General features: G+C 34.7%; 24 protein-coding genes and 1 pseudogene. 16 read left to right on the plus strand and 9 right to left on the minus strand.

Features of this window, described 5'->3' with window-relative positions; genetic code table 11:
* Window positions 1–40 precede the first annotated feature (40 nt).
* Window positions 41–688: a TIGR01906 family membrane protein gene (locus tag T513_RS0104375; protein WP_031589116.1), complete on the plus strand. Its 648-nt coding sequence runs from the start codon at window positions 41–43 to the stop codon at window positions 686–688.
* 24 nt (window positions 689–712) lie between these two features.
* The gene (locus T513_RS0104380; protein ID WP_029069982.1) at window positions 713–1,111 is read left to right on the plus strand and encodes an NUDIX domain-containing protein; all 399 of its coding nucleotides are present in this window, start codon (window positions 713–715) and stop codon (window positions 1,109–1,111) included.
* Between the two features lie 32 nt (window positions 1,112–1,143).
* Here T513_RS0104380 and rbr read toward each other — a convergent pair whose 3' ends face one another.
* Both rbr and T513_RS0104390 read right to left on the minus strand, forming a co-directional pair.
* Window positions 1,144–1,728 (minus strand): rubrerythrin, encoded by a 585-nt coding sequence (rbr, locus tag T513_RS0104385; protein ID WP_029069983.1) that lies wholly within the window; start codon window positions 1,726–1,728, stop codon window positions 1,144–1,146.
* Window positions 1,725–2,135 (minus strand): Fur family transcriptional regulator, encoded by a 411-nt coding sequence (locus T513_RS0104390; RefSeq protein ID WP_031589118.1) that lies wholly within the window; start codon window positions 2,133–2,135, stop codon window positions 1,725–1,727. The genes rbr and T513_RS0104390 overlap by 4 nt, the downstream gene beginning before the upstream one ends.
* 122 nt (window positions 2,136–2,257) lie before the next feature.
* Between T513_RS0104390 and hflX the strand changes: the two genes are divergently transcribed.
* Both hflX and T513_RS0104400 read left to right on the plus strand, forming a co-directional pair.
* A complete protein-coding gene (gene hflX / locus T513_RS0104395; RefSeq protein ID WP_031589119.1) occupies window positions 2,258–3,460 on the plus strand; it encodes a GTPase HflX in 1,203 nt (400 codons plus the stop codon).
* Window positions 3,461–3,486: 26 nt separating this feature from the next.
* Window positions 3,487–4,758: a glutamate-5-semialdehyde dehydrogenase gene (locus T513_RS0104400; RefSeq protein ID WP_031589120.1), complete on the plus strand. Its 1,272-nt coding sequence runs from the start codon at window positions 3,487–3,489 to the stop codon at window positions 4,756–4,758.
* A 9-nt stretch (window positions 4,759–4,767) separates the two neighbouring features.
* On the opposite strand, the gene T513_RS0104405 is transcribed toward T513_RS0104400, so the two are convergent.
* The gene (locus T513_RS0104405; protein WP_031589121.1) at window positions 4,768–5,367 is read right to left on the minus strand and encodes a PTS sugar transporter subunit IIB; all 600 of its coding nucleotides are present in this window, start codon (window positions 5,365–5,367) and stop codon (window positions 4,768–4,770) included.
* 116 nt (window positions 5,368–5,483) lie between these two features.
* Here T513_RS0104405 and T513_RS0104410 point away from each other — a divergent pair, with 116 nt between their 5' ends.
* Window positions 5,484–6,293 (plus strand): metallophosphoesterase, encoded by an 810-nt coding sequence (locus T513_RS0104410; protein WP_029069988.1) that lies wholly within the window; start codon window positions 5,484–5,486, stop codon window positions 6,291–6,293.
* A 25-nt stretch (window positions 6,294–6,318) separates the two neighbouring features.
* On the opposite strand, the gene T513_RS0104415 is transcribed toward T513_RS0104410, so the two are convergent.
* The 4 genes from T513_RS0104415 to T513_RS0104430 all read right to left on the minus strand — a co-directional run bounded on the left by T513_RS0104415 (window position 6,319) and on the right by T513_RS0104430 (window position 10,964).
* Window positions 6,319–7,350: a lysylphosphatidylglycerol synthase transmembrane domain-containing protein gene (locus T513_RS0104415; RefSeq protein ID WP_029069989.1), complete on the minus strand. Its 1,032-nt coding sequence runs from the start codon at window positions 7,348–7,350 to the stop codon at window positions 6,319–6,321.
* A 79-nt stretch (window positions 7,351–7,429) separates the two neighbouring features.
* Window positions 7,430–8,248: a metallophosphoesterase gene (locus T513_RS0104420; RefSeq protein WP_051654387.1), complete on the minus strand. Its 819-nt coding sequence runs from the start codon at window positions 8,246–8,248 to the stop codon at window positions 7,430–7,432.
* Window positions 8,248–10,005: a ribonuclease J1 gene (gene rnjA, locus T513_RS0104425; protein WP_029069991.1), complete on the minus strand. Its 1,758-nt coding sequence runs from the start codon at window positions 10,003–10,005 to the stop codon at window positions 8,248–8,250. The genes T513_RS0104420 and rnjA overlap by 1 nt, the downstream gene beginning before the upstream one ends.
* A 98-nt stretch (window positions 10,006–10,103) precedes the next feature.
* Window positions 10,104–10,964, minus strand: a complete 861-nt coding sequence (locus T513_RS0104430) for a DegV family protein (RefSeq protein ID WP_031589125.1) — start codon at window positions 10,962–10,964, stop codon at window positions 10,104–10,106.
* A gap of 119 nt (window positions 10,965–11,083) precedes the next feature.
* Between T513_RS0104430 and T513_RS0104435 the strand changes: the two genes are divergently transcribed.
* The 8 genes and pseudogenes from T513_RS0104435 (at window position 11,084) to T513_RS0104470 (ending at window position 20,255) form a co-directional block, all read left to right on the plus strand.
* The gene (locus tag T513_RS0104435; RefSeq protein ID WP_029069993.1) at window positions 11,084–11,896 is read left to right on the plus strand and encodes a mechanosensitive ion channel family protein; all 813 of its coding nucleotides are present in this window, start codon (window positions 11,084–11,086) and stop codon (window positions 11,894–11,896) included.
* A gap of 68 nt (window positions 11,897–11,964) precedes the next feature.
* A complete protein-coding gene (trxA, locus tag T513_RS0104440; RefSeq protein WP_051654388.1) occupies window positions 11,965–12,279 on the plus strand; it encodes a thioredoxin in 315 nt (104 codons plus the stop codon).
* A gap of 457 nt (window positions 12,280–12,736) precedes the next feature.
* Window positions 12,737–14,356 (plus strand): peptide ABC transporter substrate-binding protein, encoded by a 1,620-nt coding sequence (locus T513_RS0104445; RefSeq protein ID WP_031589128.1) that lies wholly within the window; start codon window positions 12,737–12,739, stop codon window positions 14,354–14,356.
* Between the two features lie 456 nt (window positions 14,357–14,812).
* Window positions 14,813–16,003 (plus strand): annotated as a pseudogene (locus T513_RS0104450) (peptide ABC transporter substrate-binding protein); the annotation flags it as partial.
* Window positions 16,004–16,346: 343 nt separating this feature from the next.
* Window positions 16,347–17,294, plus strand: a complete 948-nt coding sequence (locus tag T513_RS0104455) for an ABC transporter permease (protein ID WP_029069997.1) — start codon at window positions 16,347–16,349, stop codon at window positions 17,292–17,294.
* A gap of 3 nt (window positions 17,295–17,297) precedes the next feature.
* Entirely contained in the window at window positions 17,298–18,224 is a 927-nt protein-coding gene (locus T513_RS0104460) for an ABC transporter permease (protein ID WP_029069998.1), read from the plus strand.
* A 2-nt stretch (window positions 18,225–18,226) separates the two neighbouring features.
* A complete protein-coding gene (locus tag T513_RS0104465; protein ID WP_031589131.1) occupies window positions 18,227–19,318 on the plus strand; it encodes an ABC transporter ATP-binding protein in 1,092 nt (363 codons plus the stop codon).
* A complete protein-coding gene (locus T513_RS0104470) occupies window positions 19,311–20,255 on the plus strand; it encodes an ABC transporter ATP-binding protein (protein WP_029070000.1) in 945 nt (314 codons plus the stop codon). The genes T513_RS0104465 and T513_RS0104470 overlap by 8 nt, the downstream gene beginning before the upstream one ends.
* 51 nt (window positions 20,256–20,306) lie before the next feature.
* On the opposite strand, the gene T513_RS0104475 is transcribed toward T513_RS0104470, so the two are convergent.
* Entirely contained in the window at window positions 20,307–20,501 is a 195-nt protein-coding gene (locus T513_RS0104475; RefSeq protein WP_031589133.1) for a hypothetical protein, read from the minus strand.
* Window positions 20,502–20,591: 90 nt separating this feature from the next.
* Window positions 20,592–21,818 carry an AI-2E family transporter gene (locus T513_RS0104480; protein ID WP_031589135.1) on the minus strand — a complete coding sequence of 409 codons (1,227 nt, stop codon included), beginning with the start codon at window positions 21,816–21,818 and terminating at the stop codon, window positions 20,592–20,594.
* Between the two features lie 108 nt (window positions 21,819–21,926).
* Between T513_RS0104480 and T513_RS0104485 the strand changes: the two genes are divergently transcribed.
* From T513_RS0104485 to glgB, 3 genes are all read left to right on the plus strand, one after another.
* On the plus strand, window positions 21,927–22,550 hold the full coding sequence (locus T513_RS0104485) for a hypothetical protein (protein ID WP_031589136.1): 624 nt from the start codon (window positions 21,927–21,929) through the stop codon (window positions 22,548–22,550).
* A gap of 72 nt (window positions 22,551–22,622) precedes the next feature.
* Entirely contained in the window at window positions 22,623–23,615 is a 993-nt protein-coding gene (locus tag T513_RS0104490; RefSeq protein WP_029072757.1) for a nucleoid-associated protein, read from the plus strand.
* 83 nt (window positions 23,616–23,698) lie between these two features.
* Entirely contained in the window at window positions 23,699–25,636 is a 1,938-nt protein-coding gene (gene glgB, locus T513_RS0104495; RefSeq protein WP_201783590.1) for a 1,4-alpha-glucan branching protein GlgB, read from the plus strand.
* The last annotated feature ends 14 nt before the right edge of the window (window positions 25,637–25,650 follow it).

The following is a 25,650-nucleotide window of genomic DNA, read 5'->3' on the forward strand; positions in this document are numbered from 1 at the left end:
TCTTTATATCGTGATATAATAGGGGGTAAGGGAGAATAATATGAGATATTTCTTAAATAATGCAAGAGGGAAAGATATCTTTACGGGCTTGCTTTTTTCATTAGCAATTATTATAGGAGCTGTTCTTTTGGTGACGTTTTGTCCAATTATTTATCAGGTGGGTATTTCTTCTTATGATCTAGAAGGATATACAGGATTAAGCAATGCCCAGATGGTGAAGAGCTTAACGACAATATGCCATTATCTTACATTGTTTGCAAAAGAACCTTTGCAAGTTCCTTATTTTACTTTAACAAAGGAAACATTGATTCATTTTAAGGATGTAAAAGCCATCTATGCATTTTTGCAGGTGTTCTTTATTATTGATGTAGTTATCTTATCATTTATGATAAGAAGTCACCTTAAAGAAAGCAACGTTGAATTCCTTAATGTGACAGGAAAAATCTCAGTGGTCATTGTGGCTTTCTTTGGTTTTTTATCATTAACATCTTTTGATGAAGCATTCATCTTGATGCATCAAATGCTTTTTAGAAATAACTATTGGCTTATTGATCCAGTTAAAGATCCCATTATACGCATTTTTCCAGAAATGTTTTTTAATCATTGTCTAATAGGAATATTATTCTTGATTGTAGTTGTTAATATTGTATTACAGTTTCTTTATCGAAAGGTAAGACATTCTTTATAAAAGAATGTGGAGGGTGAAAGTGAAATGGAAAATACTACGTTTCCTAGTGAATCATTAAAAGAGTATGATGTTGTTGTGATATTATCGTACTATCAGGGAAAACTATTATTAAGCAGAGAAAAGAAGAATCCGGCCTGGGAATTTCAGGGTGGAGCATTGGAAGAAGGAGAGATTCCATCTAGTGCGGCACGACGTATTTTATATAATGAATCAGGAGCATGCGGCTTTAATCTTCAGCCGATGTGTGATTTTATTTATAATGAAAAGAAGGGAATGGCTTTTCTAGCAACAGTCTATGAATTAGATCCATTAAGTGATGGAGAAATGAGAGAACGTAAAGCGTTTGATGTTCTTCCAGCAAAATGGCATTATCCTGAACTTTCTTCATTATTGTTAAAATATAAAGAAGAAATAGAAGAATAAAAGGTGTAGGACATGTGTCCTACACCTCTTTTTTAATCAAAGAATTTATATTCTTCAAAGAATGACTGTGGATGGTCGCAAGCTGGACATTTTTCTGGAGCAGCTTCAGCTTCAACAACAAAACCGCAGTTATTGCACTTCCATAATACTTTTTCATCTTTCTTGAAAGCTTTGCCTTCTTCGATGTTCTTTAATAGATGAAGATAACGATCTTCATGCATCTTTTCAGCACGAGCGATTGCTCTTAATACAGCAGCAATTTCAGGGAAACCTTCTTCTTCAGCTGTTTTAGCGAATGATGGATACATATCAGTCCATTCTTCGTTTTCACCAGCAGCTGCAGCCTTAAGATTTTCTTCAGTAGTACCCATAAGTACAGGGAAGCTACCTTCTACTGGAATAGTTTCACCCTTTAAACCACCTGCATTTAATAATTTCATAAGACGTTTTGCATGTTCTTTTTCCTGGTTAGCAGTTTCTTCAAAAATATTCTGAACCTGAACATAACCATCTTTCTTAGCCATAGAAGCCCAGAAAGTATAACGGTTTCTTGCCTGTGATTCACCTGCGAATGCATGCATTAAGTTTTCTGCAGTCTTTGTACCTTTGAGATTCATATCTTTTGTTCCTCCTTCTTTTTTGCGCAATCAGCACATTCGTCAATAAAATTGACGCGAGAGTAGTGGATGGTGGCACCCGATTTTTTTACAGATTCAATGAGCTTTTGATGAAGCTCCTTTTCTGGGAATATATCTACAATTTTCCCACATGTCTGACAAAATAGATGATAGTGTGGTGAGAGATTGCCATCATAGTGAACAGTCTGATCATTGCTTTTCACCTGTCTTATAATATCATGTTGAACAAGAACATTAAGATTACGATAAACTGTTCCTAGTGAAATATATGGGATGACTTCTTTCGCCTTATTGTAGATTTCCTCTGCTGTCGGATGTGTTGATTCACTATTTAATATAGCTAATATTAGATCTCTGTGTTTTGATTGCCGCATTTTTACACTCATGATATATCTCCTTAAGTAGTAATTGTTACTACTTAACTATATTATAGTGCATTTTTATATCTTTGAAAAGATATTCTATGGATTTCGTTGAAATCCCGTGATACTCTAAAGTTGGTGATTAAATGAAAGCAATTTTAGTAGCATTAAAATATACAACAGACTATGACTTTGATATTTCTATAAAAGAACTCAAAGAACTATGTCGTGCCTGTCAGATTGAAGTTACACACATTGTCACACAGGCAGCTGATCCTAATAAAACAACATATGTAGGGATTGGTAAGATCAAGGAAATCAGACATCTTATTGAAGATGAAGATATGGTCATCTTCAATGAAGAACTCACTCCATTACAGTTAAGAAACATCTCCGATCTACTTGGCATCGAAGTCAAAGATCGTACTGATCTGATCTTAAGAATATTTGAATCACGTGCACGTACAAAAGAAGCGAAGCTTCAGGTAGAAGTGGCACGCCTTAAATATGAACTGCCACGACTAGCTGGGGCACATGAAGAAATGTATTCACAGCAAGGTGGATCGGGATTTAGAGGATCTGGTGAACAGCAGATAGAAATAGAACGACGTCATATTAGAAGACATATGGCACAGGTCTATAAGGAATTAAGAGAAGTGACGAAGGAAAGACAGACGCAAAGAAAACGTCGTGAGAATATGAAGGTGGTCGCTTTGGTAGGCTATACCAATGCGGGAAAATCTACACTATTGAATCTTTTTACACAAAAGAAAGTGTACAGCGAAGATATGTTATTTGCGACACTTGAAACATCTACACGACAGGCGGTACTTAAAAATAATCGTACTATTCTTATGAGTGATACTGTTGGTTTTATTTCTCAGCTTCCTCATCATCTTATAGAAGCATTTAAATCAACTTTAGAGGAAGTCAAGGAAGCAGATCTTATTCTTCATGTAGTAGATGCCTCATCTCCATATGCCAATAAGCAAATTGAAGTAACCAATATGGTACTTAAAGAATTAGGTGTAGAAACACCGATGCTTTACGTCTATAACAAATGTGATCTCGAACAGGCAGAATTCATTGTTCCAAGAGATCCATATGTATTTATTTCTGCTAAGAACAATCTTCATATTGATAAGCTAGAAGATGAAATCATTAAGATCATCTATAAAGATGAAGAAAGAATAACACTCTATATTCCTTATGAAGAAGGGGATCTTTATAAAAAGCTGATCAGAGAAACAACGCTTATAAAAGAAGAATTTCAGGATGAATGCATAGCTATCACAATAGAAGCACCAACTTATTATGCAAATAAATATAGCAGATATAGAAAAGTATGATAGAATGAAAAAAACGAGGTGAGACGATGAATGTAAAAGAAATCGCTAAAGCGATGAAAAAAGATGCCCCACAGCTTGCATCTACTCAAGTTGAAGAAAGAAATAAAGCTTTAGAGATGATTAAAGCTTCTTTAGAAGAACATAAAGAAGACATCTTTAAAGCCAATAAAGAAGATTTAAAATACGCAGATGAAAATGGTGTAACACCAGCTGTAAAAAAACGTCTTAAATTTGATGAAAACAAGCTCCATGATGTCATTGCTGGCATTGATCAGTTAATTTCATTAAATGATCCACTACATAAAATCTTATTAAAAAGAGAATTAGATCAAGATCTAGTTTTAACACGTATCTCTGTACCAATCGGAGTAATCGGTGTAATCTTTGAAGCAAGACCAGATGCATTAGTACAGATTTCAACACTTTGTATCAAGAGTGGAAACTGCGCTATTCTTAAGGGAGGAAAAGAAACTGCCAATACTAATAAGGCACTTTTCACTCTTATTAAAGAAGCAGCCATCAAGGCTGGTCTTCCAGAAAACTGTCTTGCACAGGCAGAAGCACATAGTGAAATTGATGAGCTTCTTAAATGTGAAAAAGATGTGGACTTGCTTATCCCAAGAGGATCTAATGCGTTTGTACAATATATTATGAACAACACAAAAATTCCTGTAATGGGTCATGCGGATGGAATCTGTCATATTTATGTAGATAAAGATTACGATATCAATAAACTTGTTCCTATCATTATTGATGCTAAAACACAATATACTGCTGCCTGCAATGCGGTTGAGACTATTCTTGTCAACAGAAGTGTTGCTAAAGAAGTATTGCCAGTATTAAATGCTGCATTTGAGGATAATGGTGTCAAGATGAGAGGTACAGAAGAAGTGAATGATATTATTTCCGTGGAAATTATGGACGATTTCCACACTGAATATCTTGATCTTGTCGTATCTATTAAGCTTGTCGATGATGTTAAAGAAGCCATTGAACATATCAACTTCTATGGTTCACATCACACAGATGCTATCATTACAGAAAATGAAGCAACAGCTAAAGAATTCATGGCTATGGTTGATTCAGCAGGTGTCTACTGGAACGTATCGACACGATTTGCGGATGGCTTTAGATATGGATTTGGTGCCGAAGTTGGAATCAGTACATCTAAGCTTCATGCAAGAGGACCAGTTGGACTAGAAGGATTGATCACTTATAAATATCAGCTAGTCGGTAAAGGTCAGATTGTCGCTGATTATGCATCAGGTGCTTCATCTTTCCATTTTAAAGATCTATAAAAAAGAGCGCTATTCATACGCTCTTTTTTCTATATCCTTGATGAATTTATAAATATCCCTCGTTGCATAGATCAAAGGATCAAGTCTTATAATATGTTTGTCCTGCACAGAGAAGAACTTATGATGAATCTGTGGAGCAAGATAGATAAACTGATAGTCATTGATCTTTTCTTCAAGCTGATAAAATGCCAATGGTTCAACATGAAAAGGAAGATCAGAAAGACGAATCGCTTCATTGGACATTTGTGCCATCGTGGTCGCAGTAAAACCACCACTGCAGCAAAGTCCAATTCGGATTGTCTTTTCACGCGCATGCTTTACTAGTGAATCATAAAATTCACGATACATCTTCATGAAATGAGGAATATTCTGAAACTGATAATGCAAATAGAAGACAGAATGTAGGGTTGTCTTATTGATAATCTGTTCTTCAATAATGCCCTTTGCCCATAATGTCATTGTACCCTTGTAGTCAGTCATATCAAAAAGGATAGTCTGATACATTTCATTATTATAGATTGTAGAGATCTTAATGCCATCACTGCTTTCTTGAAAAGAAAGCCATTTAAAGATGATGGGTGCATAAATCTCTGAAAAGAAATTATCCATGTTTAATCACCATTTTCATCATAACATAGAAATCAAAAAAAATTGAAGGGCATTTGTAGATTTGTTCACAGTTGCATTGCGGTATGATAAAATATACAAGAGGCGGGTGATGACACATGGGAAGAAAATTTGTAATTTCTGACCTTCATGGTCAGTTTGTGTTATTGCAGCTTTTATTAGAAAAAATAGAGTTTTCTGATGAAGATGAACTTTATATATTAGGCGATATCATGGATCGTGGTCCTAACAGTATTGATATTTATTATTTTGTAAAAGCGATGGATAATATTCATATGTGTAAAGGTAATCATGAAATCATGATGAGACAATCGCTTGCTCAGGCAATGAAATATAATAATCTCGATGATGAACGTAATAATCCTTATCGTCTATGGAAACAAAACGGTGGACTTAAGACGGTTGATAGTATTCGAGAATTTCTTCAGAAGAATGCGATCAGCTATGATGAATATTTTGATAACAGGAGAACATTTGTTGAAGAGATTATTGAGTTCATTGATCATCTTCCAGATTTCTTTGAATTTGATTATAAAGGAAAACATTTTGTACTGGTACATGCTGGTGTAGATCCTGAAGCTGAGAAAGTAGAAGATACGGAACCAGAGTTATTGTGCTGGATTCGAGAATACTTCTATTTAAGTGAATGTAATCCTGATTATATTTATGTTTTTGGACATACGCCACTATGTTTTATTAATGATGATGGATCATTCAATGTATGGCATGATCCAGAATTCCATAATAAGATCGGCATCGATGGAGGATTAGCAGTTGCGGATAGAGGACAGCTCAATTGTCTATGTCTAGATGATATGAGCGTCACTGTCATTCCTTATGCGGATGGACAGATGGAAGCTATTGATGAACGTCTACAAAGAGAACATATGGAAATATATGAAATTTAAAAAGACTGTTTTTTAACAGTCTTTTTTAACGTTCTGGAGCACGTTTTTGTTTCATTTCTTTTGAAGTCAGGAAGACGATAAAGCTTAAGATCAATCCGAAGTAGAAAGAAAAGAAACGCCACAACATCATTGAAGATGTAGTGTTAACATGACCTAAGAAATTAAAGAGAATCATGTAGCATCCTTCACTGCCTCCGCTTGCACCAGGGATAGGAAGGAAAGTATTAATAAGATTAATGATGGACGCTAATGCTAAAAAGTTTAAGAACTGTGAAGCATGCACATTAATCGATAATGCCTTACAGGCAAAAAATGGTGTTGAGTACATGATAGTTAATTTGATTGTATTAATAAGACAAGCCTTAAATAAAAGATTCTTATGCTGGAACAGTTTTTTAAGTTCAGCTCTAAAGGAAGTAAAATAATCTTCAATCTTAAAACGTGTTGCATCATAATTCTTAACAATACGTATCTTAGATAAAAAGAAGATTACATGTTTAATTAAAAAGTTCTGAAATGATTTAGATAAGGCACCAAGAATCAATGCGGATGTAACAATGAAGTTAATCGCAAATCCCACTAAGGCCATCATTGTGACATCGAGTCCTTCATGCATAAAGTATGATAGCTGCAGCAACATAATGACGGCTGTAAATAGTACCATGACAATCTGGTAGGAGATAAAGCACATCAAAAGAATTCCAGATGCTGAAGTAGGGGGAATGCCCTGGTGGTTAAAAAGGTAGACTTGTGCAAACTGACCTCCGCTTGAAGAGGGGGTCAGGTCACTAAACAAAGTACCGATAAGTCCGTTTACAAACCCTTGTCTTAATGAGTAATCTTTCTTATATCTTTTAGCAAAAAGCTTCGTTAGAAGACCATCCATAATATAATATAGTAACATTATGAAAGCGAGCCATAGAAGCCAAAGCGGTTTTGCTTTTAAGACGCTTTTTGCGACATTCTTAATTTCTTTTCCAACGGAAAAATATAAAGATAAGCCACCGATGGTGATAATGATCAATGTATTGATAAGATAGCTTTTTTTATCCGTCATCTTAATCCCTCTTTCTATCATTATTCTAGCAAGGTTTTATGAATTGAAAAAGACTTTCTTATAAATAAAAGAAAAGCACCTAGGCGCTTTTCTTTAGGGTAATAAGATTCACTTCATTTTTAGTGTTGAGCTTATAAGGAAAAGATGACTTTGGTGAAATACCATTTGAAATAATTAATGTAGCATTCTTTTCTTTATAAGTACCATGTGAATAAAGTTTTCCATTCTTATCTTTGATAAGACTGCCAATAAATGGAAGATAAATATATCCACCACCAGTATGGCCGGATAATTGAAGATCACATGTTTTCTTATTCAACTTAAAAGTATCAGGATAATGACTTAATACAAGAGAATAGCCATCATCATTGATAGAAACATTTCCTTTTGTAGATTCACCATAGAGGTAGATCTTAGATTTCTTATAATAGATGACACGCTGTTCATTATCTAATACTTCAAAACCACCATCATTGAGAAGAGATATATTCTCAGATGAAGCTTCATCATCTTCATTTCCTAATACCGCAAACTTGCCATATTTAGTATGAATAGAAGATAATGCTTTAATGATCTTGTTTTGTTCAATAATCTTTGATTCATAAAGATCACCACCAAATAACACCATATCAAAGTCATTCTGATTTAAGTCGTTGATAATAGTGAGAAAACGATTCACGTCTTTCTTGGTGTTAAGATGAACATCGGAGAAGTACGCGATAGTAAAATTGTTAAATTCATTAGGAAGCTTGCTTGATACAACTTCAGTAGTACTTATTTTGTAGGCATTTTTAGAGAAGGCAAACACATTGATCATACATATGAATAGACAGATAACAATAAATCCAATAATGGAGATTGTTATCTGTCTTTTATAGTCTTTAAGGGTCTTGAACATTAGACTTTCTTATTCATGATGACAGGAATAATCATAGGATGTCTTCTTGTCTTCTGATAGAAGTATGTTTCTAATGTATGACGGATTGTGTTTTTGATTTCTCCAAAAGTTGTTTTGCCCTTAAGCTGTTCTTTAAGCTTATTTTTAATAAGCATTTCTGCTTCTCTTATTAGTTCCTGTGAATCTTTCATATAGACGAAACCACGTGACATGATGATAGGCTTATTTAAAAGCTTTCCTTCATGTGAATCCATGGAAACAAGAACGGAAACCATACCATCTTCTGAAAGAATCTGTCTGTCATGAAGAACGGCTGTGGATAATCCAGTTAAGTCATTACCATCGACGTAGATATCATCTGCCTGAACACGAGGTCCTACGCGGCATTCGTGATCTCTTAATAATAAGGTATCACCGTTACTTAAGATAAAGCTGTGATTTTTCTTTCCACCAACTTCTTCATATAACTTAGAATGAATGACAAGCATTCTATATTCACCATGAATGGGGAAGAAGTATCTTGGTTTAGTAAGCAGGAACATAAGCTTCATTTCTTCCTGAGAGGCATGTCCTGATGTATGTAAGTTAGAAATAGATGAGTTATCCAATACTGTAGCACCAGCACGATAGAGCTTATTGATGACTCTGTTGACGCTTGACTGGTTACCAGGAATTGGGTTTGAAGAGAAGATGACAGTGTCACCTGGTTTGATCTTAACCTGTCTATGAGTACCGTTGGCAATTCTGCTTAGAGCTGCCAAGGCTTCACCTTGTGAACCAGTACATAGAATAAGGATTTCATTATCAGGAAGATGTCTTGCTTCTTCATTGCTGACAAAGAAACGGTCAGGAGCACGAACATATCCTAATTTACGAGCAACTTGAATATTGTTTTCCATTGAACGTCCGTAGACAAGAATTTTTCTATTGAATCTTACGGCTGCATCGATAATCTGTGATACACGTTCAACGTTTGACGCGAAGGTAGCCACAATGATACGTCCGTTAGCTTTACGGAATTCATTTTGAACCTGTCCTGCTACTTTCTTTTCACTAATAGAGAAGCTTGGGACTTCGGCGTTGGTACTATCAGCCATTAATACATCGATTCCTGTTTCTCCTAGGAAGGAGATCTTCTGGTAATCTGCTGCCTGTGAGACAGGGGAAAGGTCAAACTTGAAATCTCCTGTTTCTACGATACGACCATTTGGTGTGTTAACAACGATTCCCATCGATTCAGGAATAGAGTGATTGGTATTAAAGAAACCGATATTAAAGTATTTTGTGTGAATACGTGAATCATTTGTGATCTGTACAAAGCGAGTCGCATTTGTAAGTCTGTATTCTTCTAGTTTTCTTTTAATCATGGCAATAGCCAATGGAGAAGCATAAATCACTGGAATAGTGACAAGCTGAAGAAGGAATGGTATTCCTCCAATGTGGTCTTCATGTCCGTGTGTAATGACAAGACCTTTGATTTTCTTATTATTGTGTTTTAAGTAAGTATAATCTGGGATGACATAATCTACACCAGGAAGACCTTCTGAGGCAAACTTTACACCGGCATCAATAATGATGATTTCATTATCATGTTCAATACAATAAGTATTCTTACCGATTTCATTTAATCCTCCTAAAGCGAAGATTTTAGTATCAATGCCCTTCTTCGTGACATTTTTTCTTTTATGGTTATTGTGCGAATGACCTCTTTTCTTATTATATGGTCTCTTTTTTTCTTTTGTGTCTGTGTGAACCATAAGTGTGTATTCACCTTTCTTTCTTATGTTTAATCTCTTTACTGCATTCTAATATAATTATCATAAAAAGTAAATGAAGGTGACCAAAGTCACCTTCATTATTTTACATATTTCTTTGCGACAGCTAATGCGATTGCACCAGGTCCGATATGACATGAAACACTTAGTGAGAGTGGAGCTACAGTTTCTACTTTATGATTTAAAGTTTTTTCTACTTCACTCTTGAAGTCCATCGCCTGATCTAAATCTTTAGTGTAGGCGATATAGAGTTCATAATCGTCAAACTGATTTTTTTCAATATCATTCTTGATAGCTTCAATCATGATCTTTCTTGCTTTTTTAACAGTTCTAGCCTGTTCAAACTTATCAAGCTTTTCTCCTCCAACATAAAGAATAGGCTTGATCTTTAAAAGATTACCGATAGCGGCAGCAGCAGGCGTAATACGTCCGCCTCTCTTTAAATATTTTAAAGTAGGAACAGTGATATAGATGCTTGCATCTGATTTGTGAGAAGTGATTGTTTCACAAATTTCTTCAACTGATTTTCCTTCTTTGACGAGCTTAATAGCATCAAGAACGTTCTGTTCTTGAGTAACGGAGATTCTATGAGTATCTAATACGAAGACTTTTCCTTCAAATTCTTCATCGTCAGAAAGCATCATGGCAGTCTGACAGCTTCCAGATAGACCAGAACTCATTGGAATATAGATGATGGCATCATGTGATTCTAATGCGGAACGCCAGTACTTAGTTAAATCACCAATGGCAGGCTGAGAAGTCATAATCTGTGTGTTTTCGTCTTCAAGCTTATGGTAGAACTCTTCTTGTGTTAAAGTGATATCTTCCAAGAATGACTCTTTATTGATAGTAAAAGGCATCGGTACTACGAAAATACCAAGTTCTTTTGCTTTTTCCTGAGTAATTCCTGAATTGCTATCTGTCATTACTGCAATGTTCATGGTGTTTCCTCCTGTAAACATGTCCTATTTTACAGTAATTATCAGATAATTCAATAGTTTATCTTCTCATGTTGTGAAAAGTCTCGTCTTTCATTATAATAAAGTTCGGAGATGAAAAAATGAGAACAACTGAAAAATATTTAGAAAAATTATTTGACCTTGGTGAACATTTAATAGCAGCTGCTATTATTGTTCTAATTGGATACCTTATTTATCGTATTGTAGCTAAAATGTTCGATAAGTTTATTGAAAAAACGCAATATGATGAAATTGTACTACGTTTTATTCGTACAATAATTAAATTATCATTTGGCATTATTATTGGTATCATGGCTTTAGGAGAACTTGGCGTCAATGTTACTACATTGATTGCAATCTTTACAACAGCTGCTGCTGCGATTGCTTTAGCATTTAAGGATACTCTTGCTGAATTGGTGGATGGTGTTAAGATCATGCTTTCTCGTCCTTTTGTAAAAGGGGATTTAATTGAAGTAGATAATGTAACAGGAAGAATTCAGGAAATATCCTTGTTCTATACTTTCTTGCTTACAGTTGATAATAAGAAAATTGTCATTCCTAATTCAGTGATGGCTAATTCACGATTGATCAACTATTCAAGCGAAGACTTCCGTCGTGTTGATCTTGCTTTTGACGTAGATTATGACTGTGATATTGAATATGTAAAAAAACTTATATCAGATGTTGCGACTTCAAGTCCACTATGTGAAAAAAGCATTCCTCCTTTTGTCCGCTTGACTGAATATAAGGATAGTTCTATCACCTTTACATTAAGAGTCTGGACTAGAACTGAGAACTTTGAAGAGTTCAAGTTTAACATTGTAGAAGATATGAAGAAAACCTTTGATGAACATCATATCAATATTCCATATCCTCAGCTTGATGTACATATGATACAAGAAAAGAGCTCTTAATTATCTAGGGAGCATATTGCTTGCAATCTAATTGGGTTTAATGAATAATGAGGATGAGGTGAATAATAATGGAAAAATTAACTAATGAAACTTTTAAAACAAACGTAGAAAATGAACATTTATTACTAGTAGACTTTTATGCTGATTGGTGTGGTCCATGTAAAATGATGCATCCTGTATTAGAAGATCTTGATGCTACTAATGATAAAGGATTAAAGGTTGCACAGATCAACGTGGATGAATATCCAGATATCGCAGGAGCTTACGGTGTACAGTCTATTCCAAACTTAATCTTATTTAAGGATGGTAAAGCTGTAAATCAGGCAATCGGATTTATGAATAAAGATCAGCTTCTTGCTAAAATTGGTGCAGATTTAGATTAAAAGAGTCCCTTTTTATAGGGACTCTTTTATAAAATAAGAAATATACTAAATTATTTAGAAGATAATTGGATAAAATTATCATTATAGCTTCATAAATAACGAAATTTTATTATTAATGCAACAATGATATGAAATTCAAAGGAAATGAAATTAAGTACTGTTTATCAGTACTTTTTTATTTTTACTTAATTTTTAATGAATTAATTATGAAAAACTAAGGACAAATAAAGAAATTGAACGGTGCTTTTATTTAATAGCTAAAGGTAGCGTGACGCTTTTATGATGTTCCTAAATAAATATGAAAAAAACTGTTGACTTTACTTGTCCTTAAGAGTAATATTAGTCATGCTATGAATGATACGAGTCTTTTTATTTGCTTTATGCATCGAAATAATAAAACATTCTTAAAAGACTATTCATTCATAAACGGGATAAACTTGTTTATAGGAGGAATATTATGAGACGAGTTAAAAAGGCGGTTGCTCTTGCCTTGTCTTGTGCTATGCTTTCGGGGTGTGGAGGAAGCTCAAAAAGAGATACTTCTACATTTAGATTTGCATTAGCTGCAGACATTACTAGTATGGATTCTACTGCAGTGTATGACACAGTATCATTTGATGCTATTCATGCTGTAACTGAAGGTTTAATGGGTCTAGACAAAAATGGCAATACTACAAACGCAATTGCAAAAGATTACAAGGTAAGTGCTGATAAGAAGACTTACACATTCACATTAAGAGATGATGCAAAATGGTCAAACGGAGATCCAGTTACAGCTAACGACTTCGTTTATGCATGGAAGAGAATCATCAAGAACGCTGGTACATATGCTTATATGTTAGGTTCAACTGTAGCTAACATCAAAAATGCTGATGCTTTAATTAAAAAAGGAACTACAGCTACAGATGCTGAAATGAACACATTAGGTGTTAAGGCTGTTAATGATAAGACATTAACAGTTGAATTAAATGCACCAGTACCATTCTTCGCTGATTTAATGGCATTCCCAAGCTTCTATCCAATCAACGAAAAATTCGCTGAAAAAGCTGGTAATAAGTATGCAACAGCTCCACAGTATACATTATCTAACGGTGCATTCGTTATGAGTAAATGGACTAAAGGTAAGAGTGCTGAATTTGAGAAAAACGATGACTATTATAACAAGGGTGTCGTTAAGATTAAGAAGTTGCACATGGATTTAGGAATTAAACCACAGAGTGCAAGTGCTAACTTTGATGCTAAGAAACTTGATTTTGCAGAAATTGCAACTGAATTAGTTGATAAGTATAAGAATAGTAAGGCTTTCAAACAGTACAATATGGCTTCAACTTCTTATATTGAAATCAATCATAAGAACAAAGATTTACAGAATGCTAATATTAGAAAAGCTCTTTCATTAGCTGTTAATAGAAAATCATTATGTAATGATATTGTTAAAGACGGTTCATCTCCTGCAGAAGGATTTGTTCCTGCAAAATTAACTCAGTCTCCAGATGGAAAAGATTTCCGTAAGGTAGCAGGTAAGTATACTGATTATAACTTAAAAGAAGCACAGGCTGCTTTTGATCAGGGATTAAAAGAATTAGGTAAGAAGAATATTACACTTGGATTATTATATGGTTCAGATGAAACATCTTCTGATAAAGTTGCTGAATACTTAGAAACAAACTTCTCTAAGTTAAAAGGTCTTAAGATTGAAATGAAAGCAACTACTTTCAAAGATAAGATCAATAACCGTTTACCAGGTGGAAACTTTGATTTATGTATCAATGGTTGGGGTGCTGATTATCCTGATCCAACTACTTTCCTTTCATTATTACATAAAGGAAATTCAAATAACTACGGTAAATATGATAACGCTCAGTTTAATACTTTAATGAATAAAGTTCAGAGTGAAACAGATGTTGCTAAACGTTATAACCTTTTAGTTGATGCTGAAAAGGTTGCTATGCAGGATTATGCTAATATCCCATTACTTGATAAAGGTAAGAGTGTATTATTAGCTGAATATGCATCAGGATTAGTTTATCATTCATTTGGTGTTGAATACACATTCACTTATGTTGAATTAAAATAATCCTACACTGATGACAAAACACATTATGGCAATAGCCATAATGTGTTTGTTTGCTAATTGATAAAAAAGAAGTCATTTCCATTTTATATACATTGAAAATACAATAAATATTTAACAGTTTTACACATTCACGAAAGTTGATATCCCACTTTTTGAGATTTCCTAAAATAAAGCGATAAAAATTGTTGACTTATCAAAATATCAAGAGTATATTTTATATATGGTTAAATATGTTAATCATATGATACTTATGATGGAGGAAAGATTATGAAAAAAGTAGGAAAGATTGTTGCTGTTGCTTTAGCAGCATCACTTCTAGCTGGTTGTGGATCTGGTACTAAGACTGATTCGTCTACATTTAGATTTGCTTCTGAGCTAGACATTATGGGTATGGATTCATCGGTAATTGATGATGGGATGTCATTTACTGCAATTCATGCTATTACTGAAGGCCTTATGGGCAACGACAAAGACGGAAAGACTGAAAAAGCTGTCGCTAAAGATTACAAGGTAAGTGATGATAGAAAGACTTACACTTTCACTTTACGTGATGATGCAAAATGGTCAAATGGGGATGACGTCACTGCAGATGATTTCGTTTATGCATGGAAGAGAATCATCAAGAACGCAGGTAACTATGCATACATGTTAGGTTCTGAAGGTGCCAATGTAAAAAATGCTGATGCATTAATTGAAAAAGGAACTCAGGCTACTGATAAAGAACTTGATACTTTAGGTGTGAAAGCTACTGATAAGAAGACATTTGTTGTTGAATTGGAAGCTCCAGTACCATATTTCTTGGACTTAATGACATTCCCATGTTATTATCCAATTAATCAGAAGTTTGCAGAAAAAGCTGGTAAGAAGTATGCAACTACTCCTGATAACACACTTTCTAATGGTGCGTTTGTTATGAGCAAATGGACTAAAGGTAAGAGTGCTGAATTTACTAAAAATGATAAATATTACAATAAAGATGCTGTAAAGATCAAAACATTGCATATGGACTTAGGTATGAAACCACAGAGTGCAAGTGCAAGCTTTGATTCAAAGAAAGTCGATTATGCTACTATCTCTTCTGATTTAGTAGATAAGTATAAAGGCAAGGATGTCTATCAGTCATTTAATGAAGGATACTTATGGTATCTTGAACCAAACCATGTTAATAAAGATTTAGCTAATGCTAATATCCGTAAAGCATTATCTTATGCAATTAACAGAAAGTCTTTATGTACTGATGTATTAAAAGACGGTTCTAAAGAAGCTGAAGGATTTATTCCGGCTGAATTATCTCAGTCTCCTGATGGAAAAGATTTCCGTAAGGTAGCAGGAAGCTTTACAAGCTATGATGTTAAGAAAGCTCAGGAAGCTTTTGATCAGGGCTTAAAAGAATTAGGCAAGAAGGAAATTACATTAGAATTGCTTTATGGTTCTGATGAATCTCCAGCTGATAAGGTTGCTGAATATATTCAGACTAACTTCTCTAAGATTAAAGGTCTTAAGATTGATATGAAGACAACGACTAAGCAGGATAGAATCAATAACCGTATGAAGAACGGTAAATTTGATTTAGCTCTTACTCGTTGGGGTCCTGACTATGCTGATCCAACGACTTACTTGAACTTAATGAGCACAGGCAACGCTAATAACTATGGTAAGTATGAAAACAAGACTTATAATAGTTTAATGAAACAGATTCAGACTGAAACTAATGTTGATAAACGTTATGACTTAATGGTTAAGGCTGAAAAGACAGCTATGGATGAAATGGCTAATATTCCAGTCTTCGAAAAAGGTGGATCTGCACTTCAGGTTACAAATGTATCAGGATTGGTACATAAGCCAGTCGGTGTTCCTTATACGTTTACTTATGTTGAAGTAAAGTAAACTAAATATGTGTATATGCGAGAAAACACATTGTAGCATCAGCTATAATGTGTTTCTTGCTTATATAAATAGATATGAAAAAGGTAAAGAAAGGGTGAAAAAGATGGATAAATCCATGCTTAAGTATATTGGAAAGAGACTTCTTATCTCAGTTGTTACTCTTTTCGTTATACTGACAGTCTTGTTCTTGATGACAAGATTTATGCCAGGGACTCCATTTAATTCTGAGAAGTTATCTCCTGAACAGTTAAAAGTTATTGAAGCAAAATATGGATTGGATAAACCAATCCCTGTACAGTTTTTTAATTATCTCAAGAATATGTTAAAAGGTGATTTTGGTGTATCGTATGTACTTTATAAGGATCAGAATGTTTCTGAGCTCGTTATGCAAAGAGCGAAGCTTTCATTCTTATATGGTATTTCAGCTACTATTTTTGGGACAATTATAGGGATGCTTTTAGGAATTGTTGCGGCCTTGAATCGTAATAAGATTTGGGACAACATTGCAACAGTGATCTCTGTATTGGGTGTGTCTATTCCATCGTTTGTATTTGCATTATTGTTAGTTATTATCTTTGGTGTAAATCTAGAATGGGCACCAGTTATGTTTATGGAAGACTCTCCGATTTCGTCATCGATTCTTCCGGTACTCGCATTATCAATGTCAGTTATTGCCAACGTGGCACGTTTCACTCGTACTGAGATGATTTCGGTATTAGGTAGTGAATATATGACATTAGCACAGGCAAAAGGGCTTGATCGTCGTACTTTAATCTTTAAGCATGCATTAAGAAATGCATTGATTCCAGTTATTACTATCTTAGGTCCTATCCTTGTTAACTTAATGACAGGTACTATGGTTGTAGAACAGATCTGTGTCGCACCTGGTTTAGGTACATTATTGATCCAGTCTATTCAGGCAAATGATTACAATATTGTTATGGCATGTTCATTCTTATATGCATTCATGTACATTATCATGATGCTTATTATTGATATTTCATATGGATTAATTGATCCAAGAATCAGACTTGGAAAGGGGGATAACTAATCAATGGAAGATTATAAATTCTTACCTGATGATTTTGAGCTCATCGGTGATAAACAGAATATCATGATTGATGAAGTTGCACCTTCTAAGCCACAGTGGAAAGATATTCTTGATCGATTTATGGAAAACAAGGGTGCCGTTATTGGTATCTGCTTAATTGTACTTATTACATTATTAGCTATTATTGTCCCAATGGTATCTAGATGGGGCGTTAATGCTGAAAACACTGCTATTGCCAATCAGGCTCCAAGCTCTGTTCACTTCTTTGGTACAGATTACCTTGGTCGTGATTTATGGGTACGTACTTGGCAGGGTACACGTTATTCGCTTATTATTGCGGTTGTAGCCGTTGTTATCGATGTATTGATCGGTATTACTTACGGTATGATTTCTGGATACTTCGGTGGTATGGTTGATTCTGTACTTCAGAGAATTCAGGAAATTATTAACTCAATTCCAACTTTAGTTGTATTGATTATTTTGTTAACAGTAATGAAAGCTTCACTTACAACAGTTATCGTTGCGTTGATCTTTACGGAATGGATTCCTATGTCACGTATCACACGTGCACAGGTACTAAAGGTTAAGGAAGATGAATTCGTATTGGCTTCTCGTACATTAGGTGCAGGCAATATATTTATCTTATTTAAAGAAATCTTACCTAATATCTTTGGTCAGCTTATCATCATGTCAATGATGACTATTCCAAATGCGATCTTCTATGAAGCATATCTTGCATTTGTTGGTTTAGGTTTAACTAAGCCATTGGCTTCTCTTGGTACATTGATCAATGATGGTTTCTCATTGTTCCAGGTACATCCACATGCAATGGTTATTCCAGCTATTGTAATGGCTGTATTGATGTTAAGCTTCAACTTATTTGGTGATGGATTAAGAGATGCATTAGATCCTACTATGAAGGAGATGTAATAATGAGTCAAAGAGAAAAGATTTTAGAAATTAGAGACCTTAATATCTCCTTTAAGACAGGAAATAAGAATGTTAAGGCTATTCGTGGTGTCAACCTTGATTTATATAAAGGTGAAACAATTGCGATTGTTGGGGAATCAGGTTCAGGTAAATCTGTAACTACAAAAGCAATCATGGGTATTCTTGCAAAGAACGGATCAATTGATTCAGGTTCTATCAACTATACTTGGCACGATGAAAAGACTGGTGAAAAAATCACTAAAGATATTGTAAAAATGTCTGAAAAAGAAATTCAGACTGAAATTCGTGGTCGTAAGATTGCCATGGTTTTCCAGGATCCAATGACTTCATTGAACCCTACTATGACAATTGGTAAACAGATCATGGAACCTATGATGTATCATTATGGTACTTCTAAGGAAGAAGCATTCAAGAAAGCTGTTAAGCTTCTTGAAGAAGTAGGAATCACTGATCCAGAAGCAAGAATGAAGAACTATCCTCATCAGCTTTCTGGTGGTATGAGACAGCGTGTCGTTATCGCTATCGCACTTTCTTGTGATCCTTACGTATTAATCTGTGATGAACCAACTACAGCCTTGGATGTTACTATCCAGGCTAAGATTCTTGAATTAATTCAGGACATCCAGAAGAAGAAAGGCATCTCAGTTATCTATATCACACATGACCTTGGTGTAGTTGCTAAGGTAGCTGATTTCGTTAACGTTATGTATGCCGGTAAGATTGTAGAAAAAGGTTTAATTGATGAAATCTTCTATGATCCAAGACATCCATATACTTGGGGTCTATTATCAGCTATGCCTGATCTTGATACAGATGATGATGAACTTTATACAATTCCAGGTTCACCACCAAACTTAACTCAGGAAATCGTTGGGGATGCTTTTGCACCTCGTAACTTATATGCCTTAAATATTGATAAGAGATTAGATCCTCCAATGTTTAAAGTAGAAGGCTCTAATACACATGAAGTAGCTTCATGGTTAATGCATCCAAAAGCTCCTCATGTAGAAATGCCAGAGTCTTTAAAGAAACGTATTAATAAAATGAAGAAAGAAGGTGCCATCAATGCATAAGGGAGATACTATCCTTGAAGTCAAAGACCTTAAGCAGCACTTTAGAGTTTCACGTAAGCAGACTGTTAAGGCAGTTGATGGAATCTCTTTTGAAATCAAGGCTGGAGAAACTTATGGTCTAGTAGGTGAATCTGGTTCAGGTAAATCTACTACAGGACGTTCTATTATTCGTCTATATCAGCCAACTCAAGGAAAAATCATTTTTGAAGGAGAAGATATCTCTGGAAAAATGAGCAATAAGGCCTTGAAGACATTACGTACTAAGATGGCTATGATTTTCCAGGATCCAATGGCTTGTCTTAACCCAAGAAAGAAAGTCATCGACATCATTGCACAGGGGCTAGATATTCATCATGCCTACAGTTCAATTGAAGAAAGAAATGAAAAAGTCTATAAGATGCTTGAAATGGTTGGATTATCTAGAGAACATGCAAACCGTTATCCACATCAGTTCTCAGGTGGTCAGAGACAGCGTATTGGTATCGCTAGAGCATTAATTATGGAACCTGATCTAATTATTGCGGATGAAGCTATTTCTGCCCTAGATGTATCTATTCAGGCTCAGGTTGTTAACTTGATGAAAAAGATGCAGAAAGAAACTGGAGCAGCTTATCTATTCATCGCTCATGACTTATCAATGGTTAAATACATTTCAGATAGAATTGGTGTATTGCATTTAGGACATATGGTTGAAACAGGAACAGCTGAAGAAATCTTCAACAATCCACTTCACCCATACACAAAATCTTTACTATCTGCTATTCCACATCCTAATCCAAAGATTGAAAAGACAAGAAAGTCTTTCACTTATGATTATGCGACAAGTGGATTAGACTATGAAGCAGGGTATGAACATAAGATTACAGATACTCATTCAGTTCTTGCAACTGATGAAGAATTTGAACAGTTCATGGCTAATGCTAAAAAATCATTCTAATAGAAAAGATCTCTAATCGCTGAATTAGAGATCTTTTTAAATATATTAATTTTATTGCGTATTTTTTTTAATATGTTTTCTATCAATTGCATGATCTAGAAGATAATTGATCAAGTATTCAAATGCAAGAACACATGTAGAAATACTTAAAGACAATTTAATTGAAGATGATACATAAAGACAAAAGAAGAAGACAAAAATAAATAAAAAAAGGGGATGATCTGTGATCTTAAATAAATGTTTCATAGAAGACTCCTTTCATATTTTTTTACTATAACAAATTGATAAAGAATGTGCAATTGATTTACTCATAATGAAAAAAGCCAGATAAACTGGCTAATAAAGTGTTTCTATATCATTGCCATCATCATCTATACGCGTAATACGCTCGGATGTGACATGCAGATGCTTCTGATAAAGGTGAAAATTGATGATACGAGTAAGTAATGCATAAATAAGTGCAGTAAGTGGTACACCAATTAAGACGCCTACAAAGCCAAATAGCTTACCGAAAATCGTAATGCCCAGTAGGACAAACAATCCACCAATACCAACCTTGCTGCCGACAATACGTGGATAGATGAAGTTTCCTTCAAATTGCTGAACACTAATAAACAAAATCACAAATAACAGCAGCTTGCTGCTAGCGGCAGCGGAGACAAGAATAGTACCAATGAGTAAGGTTAAGAATGAACCAAACATTGGTATAAATGAGAACATAAAGCCACAGATTGCAATAAGTTCTGGAAATGGCAAACTGAATAGTCTCATGATGATATAGATCAATGTCATAAACACAGCTGCTTCAGTGACTGCTCCAGTAATGAAACTGTTGAAATAATGATTAGCTTCATCACAGACCTGAAGAACACGAACAGCATGATCTTCGTTGATAAGATATACAAGAATCTTACGGAACTGGGTCATATGTTTTTCTTTATTAGAAAGAATATAGATGGCCATAAAGAACGAAGTGATGGCTGTAATGGCAGTTCCTCCAATGGAATTGACAAAATAAGAGATATCACCACTGTGTTCAGATGTACCAAAGATATTTCCTAATGTCTGTAGTAATGTATTTAAGTTGATGGAATTATAGAAGTCTTTAACATCCTTTGTTGTTAAGGTGTAATTGATTTTTAAGCTATGACTTACATCAGTAACCCATGCTGAAAAACGAACAGCGTAGTTATCTAGGTTGCTAAAGATCATTAAGATACTTTGTCCTATTCGAGGAATAATAAAAGTTGAAAAAAGGAAGACAATAAAGAAAATGATAGCTAATGTAGAAGCTACAGAAAGAGCACGAAGAGCATCTTTGCTTAACTTCACCTTCTTAGAGTTCTTGCTGAGCTTACGATAAAAGTTTTCAATGTTTCTCATTGGAATATTTAAGATAAAAGCAATGACAATCGCAATATAGAATGGTGTTGCCAATCTTAAGATATTAATGAGCCATGAATAGACAGTTGGAATATTGAAGATTACATACGCAAATATGATAGCGTACATAATATAAAATAGATTTTTATCTTTTTTTGGATTTAGTTTATTTTTGTCCATAGCTTCACTTCCCTTTTATATCGAATATTTTATCATATTTTGAATAAAATTTACAGTTGCTGTATGGCATTTGAAAATGTTAGAATGTGACCGGAAGGATGTGAACATATGAGAAGACTTCAAAGAGGACCTGCTATGTTGTTTTTGACAATCTTGATGGTATCTGTCTTTTTGACAGGCTATTATCATCTACCAAAAACGACTGTGAAAAATCATCAGGTGGAAAAGAAATCCCTCAGCTATGAAGTGCTAAAAGAGGATGTGGACCTGGCGGCCCACTATTATAAATCCGTAGGTAAAAAAAGTGATTCTTCCTATAAACGTGTCACATTCACCATAAAAAAGAATGAAAAAGTACTTGGTTATAACATCGGAAAAACGCAGTCTTTTTCTAAGTATTTAAAGCTTGTCGGTCCAAAGTCAAAGGATATGATTGGCAAGGTAGAAGCAACGAAGGTTGCTTATACGTTAGTTCTAAGCGGAGATCTTGTACAAGTGATTGATAATAAGACCAACCAGTCTTATACGCTTATCGATAATGCGAGATTAGCTTATCGCAGGGTGCCATACTATATGACTGATGAGACAAACTCGGAAGTCACATATCTTAGAAATGGTGTCAAAAAGACCGAATCTATCGCTGTATTCAAGGATGCTCTTGAGGATATCAACATCAGTAAGAATGTCTTTGAACGAACTGAATCTACAAGTGAGAATACAGGCCAGGAATAGGCCTGTTTTCATATTTTAAAACCGTATGGTTTTTGAAATAAATATCTATATAATAAACAAAGGAGATTAAACATGCAAAATACTATTATTATCAATAAAGTGCTTATGCACATGCTTGATTTTGAACACAATACTATTCATTTAAGTGAAGAGTTTGCGCCAATCAATGATACAACTAGAGATTATTATCATAAGAAAATTGAGAAGGCTCTCTACAGCAATCAGCTTAAGGAGCTAACTGTACCATCTCTTCATGAAATGATCTTAAGAGGAGATAAGATGGTAGAAAGCGATGAAGAGTTTCTTCATCAGGCAAAAGAAATTACTGAACATTTCTTTAAGCTTGGCACAATGATCCAGGCCATGCCTAATGCCAATATGCTCTACGTGGACTGCTATCAGGATGGTGAACATGTAATTGCGTGTCTTAAACTCAACTATAAGTATGTGCCAATGACTGTTATTGAAGAAGGTAACGTAAGATTGACAAGACGTCAGATTATGCCTACACAGGGGTCACCAGTTGATGAAGCAATCGTCATTAATGTCGATAAGAAAACAATTTCTCTTATTGAAAAGAAATACTCTATTGATGGAAAGCTTCAGACTTATCTTAATAAAGAATGGATCAAAGGCGAAGAGAAGCTGACTGATAGACAAAAGTTTAATACGATGAAGAAAGTCGTTAATAAGTTAGATGATATCTATCATGTCAATAAGACAGAAGGGCTTCCGGTCATGAAAAGAATCATGAATGAGAAGCTGATGAATGATGAAGTCATTAAGCCGATAGAAATTGTCAAGAAGGTCCTTGAAAAAGACTATCAGGCTAGTGAAGAGGCTGATGTCATGATGAAAGATCTTGGCGTTGGTGAAGATGATGTCATGAAAAGCATGCCTTCAGGAAAAAGTCTTGAAACGTGTAAGTTGACAACAGATACAGAAGTAGAAGTTAAGATGAATGTCGAAGACTATGTTTCTGGAACGAATTATGAAAAAGTAAAAAATGAAGACGGCACAATCACTCTAATGTTAAAAAATATCAATGAGCTCGTTATAAAATAGTCCTTTAAATTCTTTAAAGAGCTCTATTTTAATGGATTTTAAAGCCCTTTCATGTATAATATATAGTAATGGAGGAAATGAGTATGTTAGATGATTTCTTAATTAAATTGTTTCATGAAGGCAACTGCCTAGAATCTTATAAGTTATTTGGAGCTCACAAGGAAATTGTGGATGGCGTTGAAGGGGTTAGATTTACTGTTTTTGCCCCTAACGCAAGAAGCGTTCAGGTCGTTGGTGAATTTAACGGCTGGAACGGATCTAATGATTATATGGAACGCTACTATGATGGTGGAATCTGGACAAAATGGATTCCTAATGTAAAAGCATTCCAGATGTATAAATATCGTATTGAAGGACAGAGTGGAAATGTTTTTGATAAAGCAGATCCATATGCATTCTTCAGTGAAATGAGACCGGGTACGGCTTCTAAGTTCATCGATATTGATAATTATAAATGGAAAGATCAGAAATGGCTAAAAAATCGTACAAAGAACTTTGATAAGAAACTTAATATCTATGAAGTCAATCTTGGCTCATGGAAATTAAAGAAGGAATTTACTGATACAGAAGATGGTGAATTCTATTCTTATGAAGAACTTATTGATATGATCATTCCTTATGCAGTAGAAAATGGATTTACACATTTAGAGTTGATGCCACTTAATGAATTCCCATTTGATGGATCATGGGGCTATCAGGCTACAGGATACTTTAGTGCTACAAGCCGCTATGGTAATCCAAAACAGTTAATGAAGTTTGTGGATGAGTGCCATAAAGCTGGACTTGGTGTCATCATGGATATGGTTCTTGCGCACTTCGTAAAAGATGCGCATGGTCTTGTTCAGTTTGATGAAGGATTCGTTTATGAATATGCGGATGTCAATCGTCGTTATTCTGAATGGGATTCAGTTTACTTTGATGCCGGTAAGGATGAAGTGCGTTCATTCTTGATGAGTGCGGTTAACTTCTGGATTGATGTTTACCACATGGACGGTATTAGATTTGATGCTGTTTCTAATATGCTATATTGGAAAGGCAATAAATTCATAGGTGAAAACGATGGTGCTATTGAATTCTTAAAGAGAATGAATACTAAAATCAATGAAGCACATCCATCTGTCATGATGATTGCAGAAGATAGTACTGATTATCCATTTGTAACTAAGCCAGCTAGCGAAGGCGGAGTAGGTTTCGATTATAAGTGGGATATGGGCTGGATGAATGATACCTTAAGATACTTTAAGGAAGATCCTGTCTATAGACAGTATGATCATAACTTATTGACATTCTCAATGATGTATTTCTATACAGAAAAATTCATTTTACCTTTCTCTCATGATGAAGTTGTTCATTCTAAAGGAACAATTCTTGACAAGATGTGGGGTAACAATGATCAGAAGTTCGCTCAGGTTAAGGCTCTTTATGTTTACATGATGACTCATCCAGGAAAGAAACTTAACTTCATGGGTAATGAACTTGCGGAATACAAAGAATGGGATGAAAAGAAAGCTTTAGGATGGGAAATCTTGAAATTCCCTCAGCATGATTCTTTCCATACGTTCTTTAAGGATTTAAATATGCTTTACAAAGACCATTCTGCATTATGGGAGTCAGATTATGAATACGATGGCTTCAAGTGGATGGTTGTAGATGATAATGCACAATCCGTCTTTGCCTATACAAGAACAGACAAAGAAGGCAATTGCATTCTTGTAGTCGCTAACTTTATTGGTAACTCACATGATGCATATCAGGTACCAGTACCATTTAGTGGAAGCTACAAGGAAATCCTGAATACTGATCAGGATGTCTATACTGGCAGCAATATGACCAATCCTAGAGCTATTCGCTCTAAGAAGGGGCAATGCAAGAATGAGGAAAACTATATTACAGTGAAACTTGCACCATTTAGTGCATCAGTCTTTGAATATAGAAAACCTGCTGAAAAGAAGAAAACAGCACGCAAGACTACAAAGAAGCCAGTAAAGAAATCTAAGACAACAAAGACAGCTAAAAAATAGTTGTCTTTGTTCTA

The sequence above is a fragment of the Kandleria vitulina DSM 20405 genome, from assembly GCF_000702065.1.
Lineage (GTDB): Bacteria > Bacillota_I > Bacilli_A > Erysipelotrichales > Coprobacillaceae > Kandleria > Kandleria vitulina.